The sequence below is a fragment of the Micromonospora sp. NBRC 101691 genome (assembly GCF_030269285.1).
Classification (GTDB): Bacteria; Actinomycetota; Actinomycetes; order Mycobacteriales; family Micromonosporaceae; genus Micromonospora; species Micromonospora echinospora.
This window is the reverse complement of record NZ_BSTB01000020.1, coordinates 1-18,352: the sequence shown is the minus strand read 5'-3', so window position 1 is coordinate 18,352 and position 18,352 is coordinate 1. Positions and strand designations below refer to the sequence as shown.

At 72.3% G+C, this 18,352-nt stretch carries 16 protein-coding genes, 1 tRNA gene and 1 rRNA gene; 7 read left to right on the top strand and 11 right to left on the bottom strand.

The genetic code is table 11. The features are described from left to right. Positions 1-44 precede the first annotated feature (44 nt). Positions 45-131, bottom strand: a tRNA-Ser gene (locus QSK20_RS25430). A gap of 75 nt (positions 132-206) precedes the next feature. Here QSK20_RS25430 and deoD point away from each other — a divergent pair. After that, entirely contained in the window at positions 207-914 is a 708-nt protein-coding gene (gene deoD, locus QSK20_RS25425) for a purine-nucleoside phosphorylase (protein ID WP_285791134.1), read from the top strand. Positions 915-1,028: 114 nt separating this feature from the next. Here deoD and QSK20_RS25420 read toward each other — a convergent pair whose 3' ends face one another. The 4 genes from QSK20_RS25420 to QSK20_RS25405 form a co-directional block, all read right to left on the bottom strand. Then, the gene (locus QSK20_RS25420) at positions 1,029-1,475 is read right to left on the bottom strand and encodes a nucleoside deaminase (protein WP_285791244.1); all 447 of its coding nucleotides are present in this window, start codon (positions 1,473-1,475) and stop codon (positions 1,029-1,031) included. 206 nt (positions 1,476-1,681) lie between these two features. Then, positions 1,682-2,200 (bottom strand): tRNA adenosine deaminase-associated protein, encoded by a 519-nt coding sequence (locus QSK20_RS25415; RefSeq protein ID WP_285791133.1) that lies wholly within the window; start codon positions 2,198-2,200, stop codon positions 1,682-1,684. Positions 2,201-2,388: 188 nt separating this feature from the next. Next, positions 2,389-2,556, bottom strand: coding sequence for a hypothetical protein (locus QSK20_RS25410; RefSeq protein WP_170107950.1), 168 nt, complete (start codon positions 2,554-2,556; stop codon positions 2,389-2,391). Positions 2,557-2,666: 110 nt separating this feature from the next. Further along, positions 2,667-3,056 carry a hypothetical protein gene (locus tag QSK20_RS25405; protein ID WP_416902015.1) on the bottom strand — a complete coding sequence of 130 codons (390 nt, stop codon included), beginning with the start codon at positions 3,054-3,056 and terminating at the stop codon, positions 2,667-2,669. A gap of 44 nt (positions 3,057-3,100) precedes the next feature. Between QSK20_RS25405 and QSK20_RS25400 the strand changes: the two genes are divergently transcribed. From QSK20_RS25400 to QSK20_RS25390, 3 genes are all read left to right on the top strand, one after another. Then, positions 3,101-3,859, top strand: coding sequence for a M23 family metallopeptidase (locus tag QSK20_RS25400; RefSeq protein WP_502889018.1), 759 nt, complete (start codon positions 3,101-3,103; stop codon positions 3,857-3,859). Positions 3,860-4,017: 158 nt separating this feature from the next. Then, the gene (locus QSK20_RS25395; RefSeq protein ID WP_285791131.1) at positions 4,018-6,912 is read left to right on the top strand and encodes a glycosyl hydrolase; all 2,895 of its coding nucleotides are present in this window, start codon (positions 4,018-4,020) and stop codon (positions 6,910-6,912) included. Positions 6,913-7,085: 173 nt separating this feature from the next. After that, positions 7,086-8,159, top strand: coding sequence for a PHP domain-containing protein (locus QSK20_RS25390; RefSeq protein ID WP_285791130.1), 1,074 nt, complete (start codon positions 7,086-7,088; stop codon positions 8,157-8,159). A gap of 61 nt (positions 8,160-8,220) precedes the next feature. On the opposite strand, the gene QSK20_RS25385 is transcribed toward QSK20_RS25390, so the two are convergent. Next, entirely contained in the window at positions 8,221-9,195 is a 975-nt protein-coding gene (locus QSK20_RS25385; protein ID WP_285791129.1) for a DMT family transporter, read from the bottom strand. Positions 9,196-9,311: 116 nt separating this feature from the next. On the opposite strand from QSK20_RS25385, the gene QSK20_RS25380 reads away from it, so the two are divergent. Together QSK20_RS25380 and QSK20_RS25375 are read left to right on the top strand one after the other, a co-directional pair. Beyond that, complete coding sequence (locus QSK20_RS25380) at positions 9,312-9,911, top strand: Uma2 family endonuclease (protein ID WP_285791128.1); 600 nt, start codon at positions 9,312-9,314, stop codon at positions 9,909-9,911. A gap of 86 nt (positions 9,912-9,997) precedes the next feature. Continuing rightward, on the top strand, positions 9,998-11,668 hold the full coding sequence (locus tag QSK20_RS25375) for a DUF885 domain-containing protein (protein ID WP_285791127.1): 1,671 nt from the start codon (positions 9,998-10,000) through the stop codon (positions 11,666-11,668). A gap of 55 nt (positions 11,669-11,723) precedes the next feature. Here QSK20_RS25375 and QSK20_RS25370 read toward each other — a convergent pair whose 3' ends face one another. The 3 genes from QSK20_RS25370 to nudC form a co-directional block, all read right to left on the bottom strand. Next, complete coding sequence (locus QSK20_RS25370; protein WP_285791126.1) at positions 11,724-13,268, bottom strand: DUF6114 domain-containing protein; 1,545 nt, start codon at positions 13,266-13,268, stop codon at positions 11,724-11,726. 88 nt (positions 13,269-13,356) lie between these two features. Beyond that, positions 13,357-13,959 carry a DUF6230 family protein gene (locus tag QSK20_RS25365; RefSeq protein ID WP_145834917.1) on the bottom strand — a complete coding sequence of 201 codons (603 nt, stop codon included), beginning with the start codon at positions 13,957-13,959 and terminating at the stop codon, positions 13,357-13,359. 389 nt (positions 13,960-14,348) lie between these two features. Continuing rightward, positions 14,349-15,365 carry an NAD(+) diphosphatase gene (gene nudC, locus QSK20_RS25360; protein WP_285791125.1) on the bottom strand — a complete coding sequence of 339 codons (1,017 nt, stop codon included), beginning with the start codon at positions 15,363-15,365 and terminating at the stop codon, positions 14,349-14,351. A 161-nt stretch (positions 15,366-15,526) separates the two neighbouring features. Between nudC and QSK20_RS25355 the strand changes: the two genes are divergently transcribed. After that, entirely contained in the window at positions 15,527-17,362 is a 1,836-nt protein-coding gene (locus QSK20_RS25355; protein WP_285791242.1) for a VanW family protein, read from the top strand. A gap of 121 nt (positions 17,363-17,483) precedes the next feature. Here QSK20_RS25355 and QSK20_RS25350 read toward each other — a convergent pair whose 3' ends face one another. Next, positions 17,484-18,110, bottom strand: a complete 627-nt coding sequence (locus QSK20_RS25350; RefSeq protein WP_285791124.1) for an NADPH-dependent F420 reductase — start codon at positions 18,108-18,110, stop codon at positions 17,484-17,486. Between the two features lie 135 nt (positions 18,111-18,245). Then, a 5S ribosomal RNA gene (rrf, locus tag QSK20_RS25345) occupies positions 18,246-18,352 on the bottom strand; the annotation flags it as partial.

The window sequence follows — 18,352 nt, the reverse complement described above, 5'->3', positions numbered from 1 at the left end:
GGTCGATCCTCGCGGATCTTCCGGGCGTTCGCGCTGTTCACGAGCGGTGGCGGCGGGATTTGAACCCGCGGAGGGCGTAAACCCTCACACGCTTTCGAGGCGTGCTCCTTAGGCCACTCGGACACGCCACCGCCGAAGAGGTTACAGGACCACCGGCCCGGACGCCGAACCGGTATGCCACCGGACGGCCTGGCAGGATCCTTCCCATGAGTGTGCACATCGGCGCGAAGCCGGGAGAGATCGCCGAACGGGTCCTGATGCCGGGCGACCCCCTGCGGGCCAAGTGGATCGCGGAGACCTACCTCGAGGACGCCACGTGCTACTCGACGGTCCGGGGCATGCTGGGCTTCACCGGCCGCTGGAACGGCGTCGAGGTGTCCGTCCAGGGCTCCGGCATGGGCATGCCGTCGGCCTCGATCTACGCCCACGAGCTGATCAACGAGTACGGCGTACGGTCGTTGATCCGGGTGGGCTCCTGCGGTGCTCTCGCCGAGGACCTGAAGCTGCGGGACGTGATCGCGGCGAACGGCTCGGCCACCGACTCGAACATGAACCGGGTACGTTTCGACGGGCTCATCGACTACGCCCCGGTCGCCGACTTCGGGCTGCTGCGCACCTCGGTCGAGATCGCCGAGCGGCGTGGCGTACCGATGCGGGTGGGACCGGTGCTGGCGGCGGACGCCTTCTACACCGACCGGCCGGACCTCTACGACCGGCTCGCCGACTACGGCGTGCTGGCGGTGGAGATGGAGTCGGCGGCGCTCTACACCATCGCCGCCCGGTTCCGGGCCCGTGCCCTGACCGTGCTGACCGTCAGCGACCACATCAAGACCGGCGAGAAGACCAGCTCCGCCGAGCGGGAGCAGACCTTCTCCCAGATGGTCGAGATCGCTCTCGACACCATCGTCGCCTGACCGCGCGTCCAGTGGTGGTAGCAGGGGACCCTTCCTACGCAAAAACCGGTAACAAGGGTCCCCTGCTACCACGCCACGCCACGCCACAGCACATCGTGTTGAGGTGGTGCGGCCTCAGCGGAAGAAGGCGCGCAGCAGGGTGGCGGACTCGGTCTCCAGGATGCCGCCGTACACCTCGGGCCGGTGGTTGAGCCGGCGGTCACGCAGCACGTCCCAGAGCGAACCGGCCGCCCCGGTCTTCGGCTCCCAGGCCCCGAAGACCACCGTCGACACCCGGGCCAGCACCAACGCGCCCGCGCACATGGTGCACGGTTCCAGGGTCACCACCAGGGTGCAGCCGTCCAGCCGCCAGCGTCCGAGCCGCTGCGCGCCCCGGCGCAGGGCCAGCACCTCGGCGTGCGCGGTCGGATCACCGGTCAGTTCCCGCTCGTTGCGCCCGACCGCCAGTTCGACGCCGTCCGGGGCGTAGAGCACCGCGCCGACCGGGATGTCGTCCGCGCCGACCGGAGCCACTGCCGGGCTGTCCGGGCCGGTGACGGCGACCGCCAACGCGCGACGCATCCACAGCTCGTGCCGCTGCCGGCGGCCGACGCCGCCCGGATCGGCCAGCCCCTCCTGTGGTCCCGGTCCGGTCCGGCCGACGTACCCGGGGGTGGGTTGGCCCGGCCGGACGGTCTCCAGGGCGGGGTCCGTGACGTCCGCCGGCTCACCAGCGGGACGCGGGAAGTCGGCGGCGGAGGGGAGCCCACCGGCGGGAGGAGGTCCGTTCACACCTCGCGCAGCTCCTCGACCTCGTCGGCGCAGCCGAGCACCTGACACACCTCGGCGGTGACGTCGGCGGGAAGCATGCCCTCCCGGGTGCAGAGGGTGACCAGCCGCTGTGCCGGGATGCCCAGGTCGTCGAGGAGGTCGGCGTCCCCGACCGGGTCGGCCTCGGGGTCGACCGCCGGCTGGTCGCTCTCCCCGCCGCCGGTCGTCCGCCGCACGTCGCCGACGTCGTCCAGGTCGGGGGCCTTCAGGTCGCCGACCAGCACCGACCCGAGCCGGGACTCCTCGGCGTACGCCGAGTCGGAGCCGAAGACCCGCAGGTCCTCCCCCTCGTCCAGGCGCAGCACCACCAGGTACGCGTCGTCGGCCTCGACGAAGAGCAGGGACAGGTCGGCGTCGGGCTCGACGTCCCGCAGGCGCTCGGCCACCTCGTCGAGATCCGTGACGCCCCGCAGGTTCACCTCGGCGGCGGTCCAGCCGCCCGCGTCCCGTAACGCGGCCGCAGCGAAGTACGACACTGTCCCCCCTGTGACTACCCGGCACCGCGTGCCGACCTGTTACGCGTGCACGGTAGCCGGTCGCATCGGCGGGCGACCGGTCAACGCCCCGATGAGGCGGTCAATCCCCGGGAAAGTCGGGCCGGCCGCCGGGGGACACCACAGGAAGCCTCCGGTCCCCGCCGGCCATCCGACGGCGGGTGGCTGGTTCAGCCGGCGACCCGGCGACGGGTGGCGATGAGCTGGCGTAGCCGCTCGCTGCGTACCCGCTGCGGTCGCTCGCGTTGGCGGACCGCTCTGGCCCCGGCCAGTTCCGCGAGGAGCTGCAGGCGTCGGCGGCTGCGGTCGGGGTCGAGCCGCGGGGTGGTCCAGGCCATACCGCCGAGGGTGACCCAGTCCTGCCGCGTACGTCAAGACGTGCTTCGGCGTGCAGCGGGACGACCACGCAGCGCTCACCGGAGCGGCCCGTGGGACCCCGGTGCGACGGTCACCAGAGCGGCCAGTTCCCGCTGCCCGCCCAGCTCGCCACCACCACGGCCACGGCGATGCTCCAGCCACCGGCGGTGACGATCGCCACGCCGGTGCCCACCCCCCGGTCACCGAAGCGGACGAGCACCAGGGCGACGACCCAGGCGACCAGGCCGGCGCCCACCGTCCACCAGACGTAGCCGCGCAGGCCCTCGCCGAGCAGGCCGAAGAAGAGCAGCCAGGCGGCACCGACCGCGCCACCGACGGCGACGCCGCTGCCGGTGACGGGATGCGGCTCGCGGTAGGTCGGGCGGACGGGCCGCCCGGAAGGGAAGAGACCCGACGGGGTGCGTCCCATCGGGTGGTGTCCCACGCCCGGCGGGGGCGGCGGGCCGGGTTGCCAGGTCATCGCCGTCGTTCCTCCCCGGGCCCGGCGGGCCCCCTCCCACCGTAGTGGTCTGCCAGGATGGTCGGGTGTTGCCGCGACTGATCGGGTGTGGGCCCACGCGGCCGGTTCTGCTGCTGCTCGTACCGGTGCTGCTGGCCGGCTGCGCGACCACCCGGCCGGTGAGCGCTCCGTCGGCGTCGGCACCCGTCGGGTCGTGGTCACCGACCCGGTCCGCCTCGGCGTCACCGCCGGCGGCGACCGGGACGCCGACGGCCCGTCCCGCGCCGTCGGCCACCGGACTGCGGTACGCCTTCCCGGTGCGGTCACGCAAGGTCGGCTACCACCCGACCCACTCGGCGTACCCGGGCACGGACATCTTCGCCGACTGCGGCGAGCCGGTGGTCGCGGTGACCGACGGCGAGATCCTCGAGGTGAGCCGGGTGGACCGCTTCGATCCGGACGGGCCGAGGGGGCCGAACAACGGCGGCCTCTCGGTGTCGCTGCTCGGGGACGACGGTGTCCGGTACTACGGCTCCCACCTCAGCGTCGTGGCCGACGGGGTGGACGCGGGGGTCCGCGTCCGGTCCGGTCAGCAGCTCGGTCTGGTGGGCCGGACGGGCAACGCGAACAACGTCTGCCACCTGCACTTCGGCATCTCGCCGCCCTGCCCGGGGAAGGACGGCTGGTGGATCCGCCGGGGCGTGGTCTGGCCGGCGCGCTATCTGGACGCCTGGCGGCGCGGGGTCGACCGGGACCCGGCCGCCGAGGTGCGGGCCTGGCACCGCAAGCACGGCTGCCCACCCGCCCCCACCTCGGCCAACTGATCCTCCACTCAGCGTTTAACGGGTAGGACACATTGACGAGTGTTGCCTTGTCGGCTACCGTCCGAGCGAGAGAGCGCTCTCACAGCACCCTTTCCCCCCATTTCTGACAAGCGCCCCGAAGCCGACCAAAGCGGCGTCGGACGCGCGATGGAGGCCCGATGAAACCTCCCGTCCCCCACCGCCCGCTGGCGCTGGCCGCCGCGACCGCCCTGGCCGTCCTCGTCGGCGGCCTGGCCGTCAGCGTCACCACCCCCGCCGAGGCCGCCACCGTCGGCCGGGGCAGCTACACCACCGACCCGGTCGGTCCCCTTCCCGCCGGCTGCGGGCAGATGTCCACCAACCCCCGCCAGTTCGTCACCGCCAACGCCCCCACCGGCCCGGTGCCCACCAACGACTGGTGGTCGTCCCTGCTGTGGAAGAAGACCAACTGCGCGTTCAGCGAGCCGCTGCACGCGCACCCGATCTCGTTCAACACGCTCACCGACGGTCTCGGCTTCTCGGCCACCTCCACCCCCGTCATCACCGGCACGGCGACCGGCGTCGGCGAGTTCAAGTACCCGTACCAGGAGGACATCCGGGTCGGGGTGGCCGGACTCGCCGCGCCGAACGTCAAGGTCGACGGCTGGACCGACTGGACGGTCAGCCCGCACTGGAGCGACGGCGCACGGACGATGCGGGCCACCATCGGCCACGGCCTGCCGTACGCCTACCTCCAGACCGGCGGCGGCGACGCGGTGGTCAACGTGACCGGCGGCAGCCCCACCGTCTGGTCGAACAGCGGCGGCACCATCGGCTTCACCGTCCGTGGCAACAACTACGTCGCGTACGCCCCGACCGGGGCGACCTGGACGGTCAGCGGCACCCGGATCTCGTCCAACCTGGCCGGTCGGGGTTACTTCTCGGTGGCCCTGCTGCCGCAGACCAGCGACACGGCGACCCGCGCCTCGCTCGCCACCACCTACGGCCAGTACGCGCACGCGCACGTCACCGGCACCCGCGTCTCCTACAGCTACGACCAGGCCAGCAGCACGGTCCAGACGACGTACGCGTTCACCACCACCGCCCGTGAGGGCAGTGCCAACCGGACCGTGGTCAGCCTCTACCCGCACCACTGGAAGTCGCTGGCCGGATCCACCCCGATCGCGCAGACCTACCCGTCGGCCCGGGGCCGGATGAAGGTGCTCACCGGCGTCAGCCAGTTCCAGACGTCGATGAAGTTCCACGGCGTGGTGCCCGAGGTGCCCGCCGTCGCCACCGGCGCCGGCAGCGACCTGACCACCCTGCGCAACCACCTCGCCGCCGTCCGCGGCAACCCGATGGACCAGCGTGGCAACGACACCTACTGGACCGGCAAGGGCCTCGGCCGGGCCGCCCGGATCGCCGAGATCGCCGACCAGGTCGGTGACACCGACACCCGCAACGCCGCCCTGAACGCCATCCGCAGCACCCTCAACGACTGGTTCACCGCCTCGCCGGGCAAGACCCAACGGCTGTTCTACTACGACCGCAACTGGGGCACCCTGATCGGCTACCCCGCGTCGTACGGCTCCGACCAGGAGCTGAACGACCACCACTTCCACTACGGCTACTACATCGCCGCCGCCGCGACGCTTGCCAAGTTCGACCCGACCTGGGCCCGCGCCGACCAGTACGGCGGCATGGTCGACCTGCTGATCCGGGACGCGAACAACTACGTGCGCAGCGACACCCGCTTCCCGTACCTGCGGGACTTCGACATCTACGCCGGCCACGACTGGGCCTCCGGACACGGCTCGTTCGCCTCCGGCAACAACCAGGAGTCCTCGTCGGAGGGGATGAACTTCGCCAACGCGCTGATCCAGTGGGGTCAGGCCACCGGCGACGCCGCCGTCCGGGACGCCGGCATCTGGATGTACACCACCCAGGCGGCGGCGATCAACGAGTACTGGTTCGACGTCGACAACGAGAACTTCCCGTCCGCGTTCGGCCACTCCACGGTCGGCATGGTCTGGGGCGACGGCGGCGCGTACGCGACCTGGTTCAGCGCCGAGCCGGAGATGATCCAGGGCATCAACATGCTCCCGGTCACCGGCGGCCACCTGTACATGGGCTACCGGCCGGCGTACAACTCGACGAACTACGCCGAACTGGTCCGCAACAACGGCGGCGAGCCCACCGTGTGGCAGGACATCCACTGGCAGTTCCTCGCCCTCGGCGACCCGGACTCGGCCCTGGCCAAGCTCCGCGCCAACCCCGGTTACACCCCCGAGGAGGGCGAGAGCCGGGCACACACCTTCCACTGGGTACGCAACCTCGCCGCGCTGGGCAACGTCGACCGGTCGGTGACGGCGAACCACCCGCTGGCGGCGGTGTTCGTCCGCAACGGGGCCCGTACCTACGTGGCGAGCAACATCAGCGCGTCCCCGATCACCGTCCGGTTCTCCAACGGCACCACGCTGAACGTGGCGGCGGGCAAGACCGCCACCACCGGGGCGTACACCTGGAGCGGCGGCAACGCGAACGGCGGCGTGAACCCGAGCAACCCGCCGACCACCACGCCCCCGCCCACCTCCAGCCCGACCCCGACGCCCACCCCGACCGGCACGCCGGACTCCCCGACCCGCTACCTGCTCGCCGGCGGCGGTCTCGCGGGCGCCGGCACGGCGGGCACCGCCACGGTCGCCGCCGCCAACGGCAACCACGACGGACAGCCGACCAACGCGCTGGTCTTCACCGCGACCGGCCTCGACCTCACCTACCAGGGAGGCAACGGCAGCTTCGACCTCTTCCTCGACGCCGGCACGGCGGTCGGCAACGGCGTGCAGCTGCGTGCCTCGTACGACCTGACCGGTGACGGCACCTTCGAGCGGGTGGAGACGTACCGCTACTTCGCCACCGACCCGGTCCGGGGCTACGAGCACTACACCCAGAACCAGGGCCTCCAGACGGCCACCGGCAGCCACGGCAACCTGCGCAACGGCACCGTGAAGCTGGAGGTCTGGTCGGCCATCGGCAACAACCCGACCACTCTCGGCGTGGGCAACCAGTCGGTTCTCCGGCTTCCCCACGCCTGATCCCGCATCCACCGACCCGGGGGCCGTCGTGGCACGCCACGACGGCCCCCGTCTGCGCGCCCGTCGGGTCGGCCGTACCGGACCCCGCGCCGCCGGCCCGACGAGCGCGACGCGGCCGGAACGCGGGGACGGAAGGACGGGCGGAACCGGAACCGGAGGCGTAGGTTCGCAGGGTGAGCCGGGATCCCGTCGCCGACCTGCGCCGCATCGCGTTCCTACTGGAACGCGCGAACGAGGCCACCTACCGGGTCCGCGCGTTCCGCTCGGCGGCCACGACCCTCGCCGCCCTGCCCGCCGGGGAGTTGGCCGAACGGGCCCGCACCGGGAAGCTCACCGAGCTGACCGGGGTCGGTGACGTCACCGCCCGCTGCGTGGTCGAGTCGCTGGCCGGCGAGGAGCCGGTCTACCTTCGTCGGCTGGCCGCCACCGAGGGCACCGACCTGGACGCGGCCGCCACCGACCTGCGTACGGCGCTGCGCGGCGACTGCCACTCCCACTCCGACTGGTCCGACGGCGGGTCACCGATCGAGGAGATGGCCCTCGCCGCGGTGGAGCTGGGCCACGAGTACCTGGTCCTGACCGACCACTCGCCCCGGCTGAAGGTGGCGCGGGGGCTGACCGCCGACCGGCTGCGCCGTCAGCTCGACCACGTGGCGCAGCTCAACGACGCGCTGCCGGAGGGATTCCGCGTCCTCACCGGGATCGAGGTGGACATCCTCGCCGACGGCTCGCTCGACCAGGACGACGAGTTGCTCGCCCGGCTGGACGTGGTGGTCGGCTCGGTGCACAGTGGCCTGAACGACGACCGGGCGAAGATGACCCGGCGGATGCTCACCGCCGTCGCCAACCCGCACCTGGACGTCCTCGGGCACTGCACGGGGCGGATGGTGTCGTCCCGTCCGGCCGGGGTGCGCGGGCCGGGCGACCGGGCGCACCGGCCGCGTACCCGGCCGGAGAGCGACTTCGACGCCGACGCCGTCTTCGCCGCCTGCGCCGAACACGGCAAGGCCGTGGAGATCAACTCGCGGCCGGAGCGGCAGGATCCGCCGAAGCGGCTGATCCGGCGTGCCCTGGAGGCCGGCTGCGTCTTCGCGGTGAACACCGACGCGCACGCCCCGGGGCAGCTCGACTGGCAGCGGTTCGGCTGTGAACGCGCCGCCCGGTGCGGGGTGCCCGTCGACCGGGTGGTGAACACCCGCTCGGCCGACGAACTGGTCGCCTGGGCGCGGAGCCACGACACCACCTGAGGAGCCGGCGGGCCCGCACCGGCGGACGACCGGGCGGCGGACGGACCGGCCCGGCCGGGGGTCAGTTCCGGGAGGCCACGGTGGGCACGGCGGGCGCGGGAGCGTTGGTCGCCGCACGGCGCGGCCAGCGGACGAGGCCCTGCGACACCGCCACCCCGAGCAGCACGACCAGCGCCCCGACCGGCTGGTGCCAGGTGGGCGTCTCGTCGAGGGCCACCGCGCCGATGAGCACCGCGAAGACCGGGATCAGGTAGGTCACCGTGGACGCCGCGCTCGCGCCGATCGACCGGATGTTGTGCATGTTGATCACGAAGGCCAGCCCGGTGCCGAGCGCACCGAGCGCCAGCACACTGCCCAGCACGTCCCAGGAGAGCGCGGTCGGCGCGGGCGGTGCCCCCGCCACCAGCGGTGCCACCACCGCCAGCTGGACGGTGGCGATCAGCAGCTGCGCGGCAGAGAGGGCCAGCCCGGACTCCGTGCGGCCCGCGACGAACCGCTTCTGGTACGGGATGGCCAGGCCGTAGCAGGCCGCCGCGCCGAAGCACATCAACTGCCCGGTGAAGGTGGCGCCACCGACGCCCTGCCAGACGCCGAGCACCACCAGCACCCCGACAAAGCCCAGCCCGAGCCCGACGGCCCGCCGCGCGGTCAACCGCTCGGTGCGGAACACCAGCACCGCCAACGGCAGGACGACAAGTGGCGTGGTGGCGTTCCAGATGCCGGCCAGCATCGACGGGATCCGCTGCTCGCCGTAGCCGAAGAGGGTGAACGGCAGCGCCACGCCGAAGGCGGCCACCACCGCGAGGTGCAGCCAGAGCCGACGGTCCCGGGGGAGCCGGTCGCGGAGCACGGCGAGCACCACGAGGAGGGTCAGCGCCCCGGTGGCGACCCGCCCCAGGGTGACGTAGAGCGGGTGCAGCTCCCGGATCCCGATCTTGATGAACAGGAAGCTGGAGCCCCAGATCGCCGCGAGCAGGACAAAACCGGGCAGCCAACTACGCAGGGGCGCCCGGTCAGGGGTGGAGTCCGGTGTCACTCCTGACACTCTGCCGTAGCCCCCCGACATTGTCCGGCGATATTCGACGGCCGTGTCGCGGGTCACCGCAACCTGCCTACAGTGGTGGCGTTGACCAGCCGAGGAGGTGGCGACCGATGGCCATGCCGATGCAGTTCGACCCGCTCGTCGATCTCGACGGGATGTGGACGACCGCGCTCGCCGACCGTTACCTCCCGCTCCCGGAGCTGCCCCAGGCGCGCTACGAGTGCATCGACGGAAGGCTGGTCATGACTTCCGCGGAAGTAGGCAGCAACAGTTTCGGCGAGATCAGGCTCGCCCGGCTACTGGCGCCCGGGGCCGAGGCCGCCGGCTTCTACGTGTACGGGCAGGTGAACCTCACCTTCGGCCCGCAGCGGTGGATCCAGCCGGACGTCACCGTCCTGCACACCCTGCCGGCCACCGACGAGGAGGACCGCTGGGTCCCGGCCCGGCTCTGCACCATGGCGGTGGAGTTCGTCTCCCCGGGCAGCCGCCGGCAGGACTTCGTCGACAAGCCGCGCCGGTGCGCCGAGGGCGGCGTGCCGTACTTCATGCGGGTGGAGATCGTCCGACGGCTGCGCAGCGCGGCGGTCGAGTTCTTCGCCCTCGACGCGGCCGGCGGCTACACCCCGGTCGCCAAGGCGGTCGGCGGCGAGCGGCTGACGGTCGACGCGCCGTTCCCGATCGACCTGGACCCGACCGAGCTGCTGCCCTGAGCGGGCGGAGAGCCGACCGAACCGCTGGCCGGGCACGCCGGAAAGAAGGTCGACAGCCCGGGGAGCCGGTCACGTAGGGTTCCCCCGTGGGACGAATCGACGACCTCGCGAACCGGTACGTGGTGGAGTGGGCCGCACTCAATCCGGCCGGTGCCGCCTACGCCGGCATCACCGGCCAGGACGACCGGCTCGACGACCTCTCGCCGGACGGCTACGCCGCCCGCGCCGAGCTGGACCGGCGCACCCTGGCCGAACTGGACGTCATCGAGCCGGAGACGCTGGCGGAGCGGACCGCCAGGGAGGCCATGCAGGAGCGACTGGGCCTGACCCTGGCCCGCTACGAGGCGGGCGAGGAGACCAGCGCGATCAACGTGATCACCGGTGGCCTGCACGACATCCGCTCGGTCTTCGACCTCATGCCGACCGAGGGCGAGCAGGCGATGTCGAACGTCGCCGCCCGGCTCCACCAGTTCGCCGGCGCGCTGGAGGGCTACAAGACCACCCTGCGCGAGGCGGCCGACTCCGGCCACGTCTCCTCCCGGACGCAGATCATCGAGGTCGCCAAGCAGTGCGACGTCTGGACCGATCCGGACGGCGACAACTTCTTCCACGGCCTCGTCGAGCAGCTCGGCGCAGACGGCACGCTCGGCGCGGACCTGCGCCGGGGTGCGGCGGCGGCCACCGCGGCGACCGCCGAGTTCGGCCAGTTCCTCCGCACCGAGCTGGCGCCCCGGGGGCGGGAGAAGCAGGCCGCCGGCCGGGAGCGCTACGCGCTGGCCTCCCAGTACTTCCTCGGCGCGAAGATCGACCTGGACGAGACGTACGCCTGGGGCTTCGAGGAGTTGGCCCGCCTGGAGGCCGACATGCGGACGGTGGCCGCCGGGATCGTCGGGCCCGGGGCGACCATCGACGAGGCGGTGGCCGCGCTGGACGCCGACCCGGCCCGCACGATCCAGGGCAAGGAGGCGTTCCGGGACTGGATGCAGGCGCTCGCCGACAAGGCCGTCGGCGAGCTGCACGGCACCCACTTCGACATTCCCGAGCAGGTACGCCGGATCGAGTGCCGTCTCGCCCCGACCAGCGGCGGCGGCATCTACTACACCGGTCCCAGCGAGGACTTCTCCCGGCCGGGCCGGATGTGGTGGGCCGTGCCGCAGGGCGTCACCGACTTCTCCACCTGGCGCGAGGTGACCACCGTCTACCACGAGGGCGTGCCGGGTCACCACCTCCAGGTCGGGCAGACCGCCGTCCGGGCCGAACTGCTCAACCGCTGGCAGCGGTTGCTCTGCTGGGTCTCCGGGCACGGCGAGGGCTGGGCGCTCTACGCCGAACGCCTGATGGATGAACTGGGTTACCTGGAGGACCCGGGTGACCGGCTCGGCATGCTCGACGCGCAGGCGTTCCGGGCGGCCCGGGTCATCGTCGACATCGGCATGCACCTGGAGTTGGAGATCCCCCGGGACAACCCGTTCGGCTTCCACCCGGGTGAGCGTTGGACGCCGGAGCTGGGCTGGGAGTTCATGCGTGCCCACTGCCGGGTGCCGGACGAGAACCTGCGCTTCGAGCTGAACCGCTACCTGGGCTGGCCGGGGCAGGCCCCGTCGTACAAGGTCGGCGAGCGGATCTGGCTCCAGGCCCGGGACGAGGCGAAGATCCGCAAGGGCGCCGAGTTCGACCTGAAGGAGTTCCACCGGCAGGCCCTCGACCTGGGCGCGCTCGGGCTCGACCCGCTGCGCCGGGCACTCGGCCGGCTCTGAGGCGTCAGCGACGACCGGGCCGGACGGTGACGTCCGGTCCGTCCCGTCGGCCGGCTCAGGGCAGGGTCAGCCGGAGCGGTTCGTCCCCTGTGGTGAGGACGTCACAGTCGACGAAGGCGAGGTCGATCACCGGGTCCTGGAAGACGAGCTGCGGCGCGGTGATCGGAATGCCGTCCGGGAACGGCAGGTCCGGGGTGAGCGTGACGGTGACCAGACCGGGACCGCCGAGCAGGGCCAGCCGACCGGTGAACCGGGTGGCGTAGAACGCCACGTCGCCGTCGACGGTGAGTTGGTCGGTGACGTACCGCAGCGGGGTCCCGGCGGTGCCGGACGACTGGAGCGCGAAGTCGTCGGTCACCGCCCGACGCATGCTGAACTTCAACGCCCGCAGGGTGCCGTCGATCGTCCTCAGGTCGACGACCCCCTCGAAGCGGATCCCGGTCATCACCACCTTCGAGCCGGTGAGCTTCGACGGCGTGCCCACCGTGGGCGTTCCCGGGTCGGCGTCGATCCGGGGCAGCGGCTTGCCCGGCCGGACCGGCTCGGGCTGCTCGGACTCGTCAGGCTCGGCCGGCTCGCCGGGGGTGGGGGTCGCGCAGGCCGGCGGGGCGGCGGACGTCGCGGCCGGGGCGGGACGCGCTGCGGGCGGTCGGCCCGGGGTGGCCGCCGGCGTGGTCCCGACCGGGGTCGGGTCCGGCTCTTCCCGGGCGTCGTCCCCGGTACGGAGGTCCCCGTTCCCCCCGAGGATGTCGGTGACCGGTCTGGCGTCCGGCGGGGCGGAGGTGACCGGTCCAGGGGGCGTGGTCGGGCGCGCCGTGCCGGGATCGGGGGTCGGGGTGCCGTCCCCGGGATCCGGGGTGGTCGACGGACCCGGGGTGGTGGGCGGGCCGGACGGGGCCGGGGCGGTCGGCGTGGGGCAGCCGGAGCCGAGCGGGGCGGCCCGCACCGGCATCGGGCCGTTCAGGGCCAGCAGACCGGCCGCGCCGAGGGCGAGCAGGGCCACCGCCCCGGCGAGGAACCGGGGATCGCGGGGGGACGGTCCGGCCTCCCGGTCGACGGGCATGATCTCGTCGACCAGGGTCCGGTCCGGGTCGTCCGCCGGGCCCGGTCCGGCCGGCGGGGCGCCGGCGGGCGGCACGGCGGTGGACTGCGCGACGGCGGGCGGCTCACCGACGGCCACCGCTTCCCCGGTCGTGGACGCTGTCGGCGCACGGGCGGGTGCCCAGGCGAAGCCGAGAGCGCTGCCGACCATGCCCAGCAGCAGGCCGACGAAGAAGCCGCCGAGGTTCACGCCGATCAGCGAGAACAGCGCGGTGACCGCCGCGACGACGGCGTAGAACATCCGGTGCTGCGGGGTGAACCACATGAACATCCCGCAGGCCACCAGGATGGTGGGGATCACCCAGGAGAGGAACCCGGTCGGCCCCATCTGGAACGTCAGGCCGCCGAGGCTCATCTGGGTGGTGCCGAAGATCTGTACACCGGCCAGGGCGGTCAGCAGTCCGCCCCAGAACGGCCGGCTCCGCCGCCACCGGTGGAATCTCCGCCTCGTCTGGCTGAACCCGCCCGAACGGGCATGCTGCGGGTCCGCGCTTGTCACGTACGCCTCCTGGCGGCTCGGGTGGTGGGGCGGAAAGGGACGGGCCGGCGGGGCCCACGGCGGTGTCCGCGTGGGCCCCGGGGTCACCTCAGAAGCACTCCTTGGCCTCGGCGCCGACGTTCACCTTCAACTTGAGCCCGGTCAGGGTGAAGGTGCCGGCGCTCGTGGAGCGGGCCACCTGCTTCAGGTCGGTGATGACGACGCTGTCCGCGCTCTGCCCGAACGACTTCGGCGTGGCCTTCGCGTTCAGGTCGGTGGCGTCCCGTCCGATCTTGATATTCGAGAAGGTGGCGTCGCCCTCCAGCGACTCCATGTCGATCAGCAGGCCGCTGGCGGTGGCCGGCTTGCCGCCACCACCGGCGTTGATGGTGAGCACGATCGGCATGTTCGGGATCTTCACCGACTGGCAGAGGTTGTGGAGGTCGGCGCTGGTGATCTCCGAGACGGCGACCGGATGGGTGGTGCCGTCCTTCTCCTCGACCATGCCGCCGTACTGCTTGAAGCCGTCGCCCTCCAGCTTGGAGGCGCTGACCTTGAACGTCTGCCCGGAAACGGCGAAGGACGCCGCGATGGCACCGTTGGCCATGCCGACGACGATGGCACCGGCGACGACGGTGGTGGGCACCAGCATGGCGGCGAACCGACGCCAGCGCACACCGCCCTGGGTCGGGGAGTCGGTGGAATCCTGCACGGGTCCTCCTCGGAAGGGGTCACCGGGGCAACGGCACCCGGGACTACGGGGGGAGCACTTCGCGGCGCTGCGGACCCACGGTGCTGCTGACGGTGCGCAGCGTGCGGATTGGATGGTCGCGCGCGGCGACGTACGTCACAAGACCCTTGCTACCCGCCGGTAACTCCATGGCCGCATCGAAGATCGCCAGTTCCTCACCGGCCGTGAGAACGCCTCGGGGCGCGGGTCGGGCAAAGCACCCCGATTGCCGCATGGCGCCTTCGCGCACCTCACCAGCGGTAGCCGCCTCATCGAAAGGTCACATTTTGGAAACGGCCACCTGACAAACCGCTGAGGATGATCGGCGATCAACCGTCCGGTGGATGGACACCGGGCCCGTCCGGTAGTGATCAGTCGTCCGCCGTCAACCAGTCGTGCAGCAACCGGTGGCCGATCGAGTCCGGTCGCCCCATCGGCAGCCCGGCGGCCAGCCGTGCGCGCAGCTCGGCCCGGGAGAACCAGCGCGCCTCCACCAACTCCACCCCGTCGACCCGAACCCGGTCCGACACCGCGACCGCCCGGAACCCCACCATCAGTCCCGCCGGAAAGGGCCAGGCCTGCGAACCCTGGTACGACACCTGCCGTACCGACACCCCGGCCTCCTCGGCCAACTCCCGGCGCACCGCGTCCTCCAGGCTCTCGCCCACCTCGACGAACCCGGCCAGCGTCGACCAGCCCTCCGGCCCGGCGCCGGCGTGCCGGGCCAGCAGGCAACGGGCCGGCGGACCGGACGCCTCGACCAGCACGATGACCGCCGGTTCGATCCGGGGAAAGAGCAGCCGACCGCAGTCCGGACCGGCACAGCGCCGCGCGTGCCCACCCGTCACCGGCACGGTCACCGCCCCGCAGCCGCCGCAGAACCGCTGCTGCCGGTGCCAGTGCAGCAGACCCCGCGCGTACGCCTGGAGAGCCGCCTCCGCCCCGCTCAGCGCTCCCACGATCGCCCGTACGTCCACCGCCGCGTCCGCGCCCGTCACGGCCAACGCCCGCGCCTCGGTCAGCTCGGAAAGGTCCACCGCGAAGAGTGCGCCGCCCCGGCCATCGGCCCGTCCCCCGCCGGCAGCACCGACGCCGGGCACCACGTCGACGGCCGGACCGCCGACGGGCCCGGTGCGGGCCGCCCGGTCGTCGAGGCCGAGGAAGACCACCTCACCGGCTTCGGCGAGCAGCGCTGCGGCGTCGGTGGCCGGAACACGTACCGGCCGGGTCCCGGCACCCGTCACCAGACAACGGTCCCGCCAGAGCGCCAGTACCCCGGTGTCCGGCAAGGTCAGCAGGGCCGCCAGCCACGCCGGGTCGTCCCGCCGCGCCCCGGCCCGGTCCAACCAGCCGCCGCCGTAGGTCAGCCCGTAACCGTCGCTCCGCATCCCGTCACCGTGCCATGATCGAGGGCACCGGCGCGATCCGGAGTCGACACGCGTACCGACCTGCGTGGCGGTGCACACTGCCGGCTACCCCTCCGCGTTGGTTACCGTAGTCGTTCACCGGGGAGTCCCCCGCTCCCCCCGTGGTACGTCCGATCGAGGTTCTGCCTGTGACTCTGTACGGCGACAAGCTGCCTCCCGCCGACGACCGGCCGACCGTCCAGGTCACCGCGGTCACCTGGCCCGCCGCCGAGGCCGGGCCGCCCCCACCGGCCACCGGTGGGGAGCCCACCGGTCCCGCACCGGATCCGGCCGCCCCGCGCGGAGGACGACGGCGACGGGTGGTGCTCGCCGCCGGGATGGCGACGGTACTGCTGGCCGCCGGCGCCGGCGCGGGCGGTTACGCGTACGCCGGCGAGGTCCCGCGTGGCACCACGGTGCTCGGCACCGAGGTGGGCGGCAAGAGCCGGGCGGACGCGGCCCGGGCGCTCCGGGCCGAACTCGACCGCCGGGCCGTCACGCTCACCGCCCCCGTCCCGGTACGCATCGGCGACCGGACCACCGAGATCATGCCGGCCGACGTCGGGCTGACGGTGGACGTGGACGCGACCGTGGCGGCGGCTGTCGAGGCCCAGGCCGCCCCGCTCAGCCGCCTCTTCGGCTCCCGTACGGTCGAGCCGGTGGTGACGGTCGACCCGGCCCGGTTGGAGACCGTGCTGGAGGCGGCGGTCGGCCCGCAGGGGCGCAAGATGACCATGCCGAAGATCACCTACAGCGGCACCACCCCGAAGAAGGTCCACCCGAAGCCGGCCCTGACCGTCGACGCACAGGCCTCCGCCGAGGCGTTCCGCAGGAGCTGGCTCGGCGCGGAGCCGGTCACCGTGTCGCTGGTCGAGAAGCACCCGGCGACCTCCGCCGAGGAGGTCGACCGTCTGGTGGCCGAACTGGCCGCGCCGGCGGTCGCCGCACCGGTCAAGCTGACCACCGAGAAGGGATCGGTGACCATCCCGGCGAGCGCGATCGCGCGGAGCCTGAGCTTCCCGGCCGACAAGACCGGCAAGCTCACCCCCAAGCTCGACGTGAAGAAGCTCCGGACCGCCCTGGGCGACAAGCTGGCCGCCATTGAGGTGGAACCGCGGGACGCCGCGATGACCCTGGCCGGCGGAACGCCGAAGGCCGTGCCGAGCCGCCCCGGACAGCGCCTCGACGACGACGCCCTGGGCCGCGACCTGCTCGCCGTGCTACCGAAGGCCGACGGCCGTACGGTCGACGGGGTGCTCAAGCCGGTCGAGGCCGAACTGACCACCGAGAAGGTCACGCAGCTCGGCATCAAGGAGAAGGTGTCCAGCTTCACCACCCACTTCACCGGTGGCCTCTCCTCGGCGCGCAGCAAGAACATCGTCCAGATCGCCAAGGACGTCGACGGCACGGTGGTCCAGCCCGGCGAGACGTTCTCCCTCAACGGCCACACCGGTGAGCGCAGCTACAAGCAGGGCTACCACGACGCGCCGGTCATCCTCGACGGCAAGCTCGTGCCCGGGGTCGGCGGCGGGACGTCCCAGTTCACCACCACCCTGTTCAACGCCATCTACTACGCCGGGCTGGAGGACGTCGAGCACAAGCCGCACTCGTACTGGTTCAGCCGGTACCCCGCGGTGATCGAGTCGACGATCTTCTACCCGAACCTCGACTTCAAGTTCCGCAACAACACCCCGTACGGGGTCATGATCGACACCTCGTACACGTCGAGTTCGGTGACCGTGGCGATCTGGGGCACCAAGATCTACGACAGCGTGAAGACCGAGTACAGCCCGCGCCGGAACATCACCAGGCCGAAGGTCGTGCACCTGGAGCCCGGACCGTCCTGCATCGCCACCAACGGCATCAACGGCTTCACCCAGGACGCCTACCGGATCATCCGCAAGGACGGCAACGTGGTGAAGCGGGAGAAGTTCACCTGGACCTACCAGGCCGAACCGCGCTTCGTCTGCGGGCCGTAGCAACGCGGACGCCCCAGGCACGACGACGCCCCGCCGGTCCGGTGACCGGCGGGGCGTCTGCCTTTCCGCGCGTCCCCCGCAGCGCGCTCCCGGGGGTCGGGCGCGCCCTACCGGGTACGCCTCAGGGCCGCACCTCGGCCAGCCCCTGCCGCACGCCCTCGGCGTCCCGGTCGGTGCCGTAGACCGGGGTGTCCGGCTGCTGCCGCCAGCTCTCGTCCAGGGTCCCGGCGTCGACCGGGTCAAACCCGAGCGCGTCGACGATCTCCATCACGAGCCGCTTGGCCTCCTCGTCGTCCCCGGCCACGGGGAGGGCGATCCGGTCCGGGGTGCCGGCCGGACGGCCCTTCTCCAGCAGGTGCTGCGCCTGGATGTTGTTGAACGCCTTGACCAGCCGGGCGCCCTTGAGATGGTCGGCGGTCCACCGGCTGGAGCTGACGCTCCGATCCGCGATCTCCGGGACGTCCCCGTCCCGTTGGGGGTAGTAGTTGTTGGCGTCGACCACCACGCGGCCTTCGAAGGCCGCTGCGGGCAGTTGCGGTACGACCTTCAGGGGTACGGCGACCACCACGAGATCCCCGCCGCGTGCCGCCTGGTCCACGGTGCCCGGGGTCGCTCCCGTCTCCGAAGCCAGGTCGCGTAGCGACTCGGGGCCCCTCGAGTTGGCCACCGTCACGTCGTGGCCCAGGTCGCGCAGTCGTCGGGTCAGGGTGCCACCGATGTGACCCGAGCCGATGATGCCGATCCTCATGAGCACTCTCTCCTGCCTCCGCCGGTACGGCGGTCCGGGTCGGGACAGGAAGGAGGTACCCCGAAGGATCGGGCTGACTCCCCCGGGAAATACAACGAGGGTCACCCCGATAACAGGGTGACCCTCGTGAAAGAAGTCCGGCGGTGTCCTACTCTCCCACACCCTCCCGAGTGCAGTACCATCGGCGCTGGAGGGCTTAGCTTCCGGGTTCGGAATGTAACCGGGCGTTTCCCCTCCGCCAT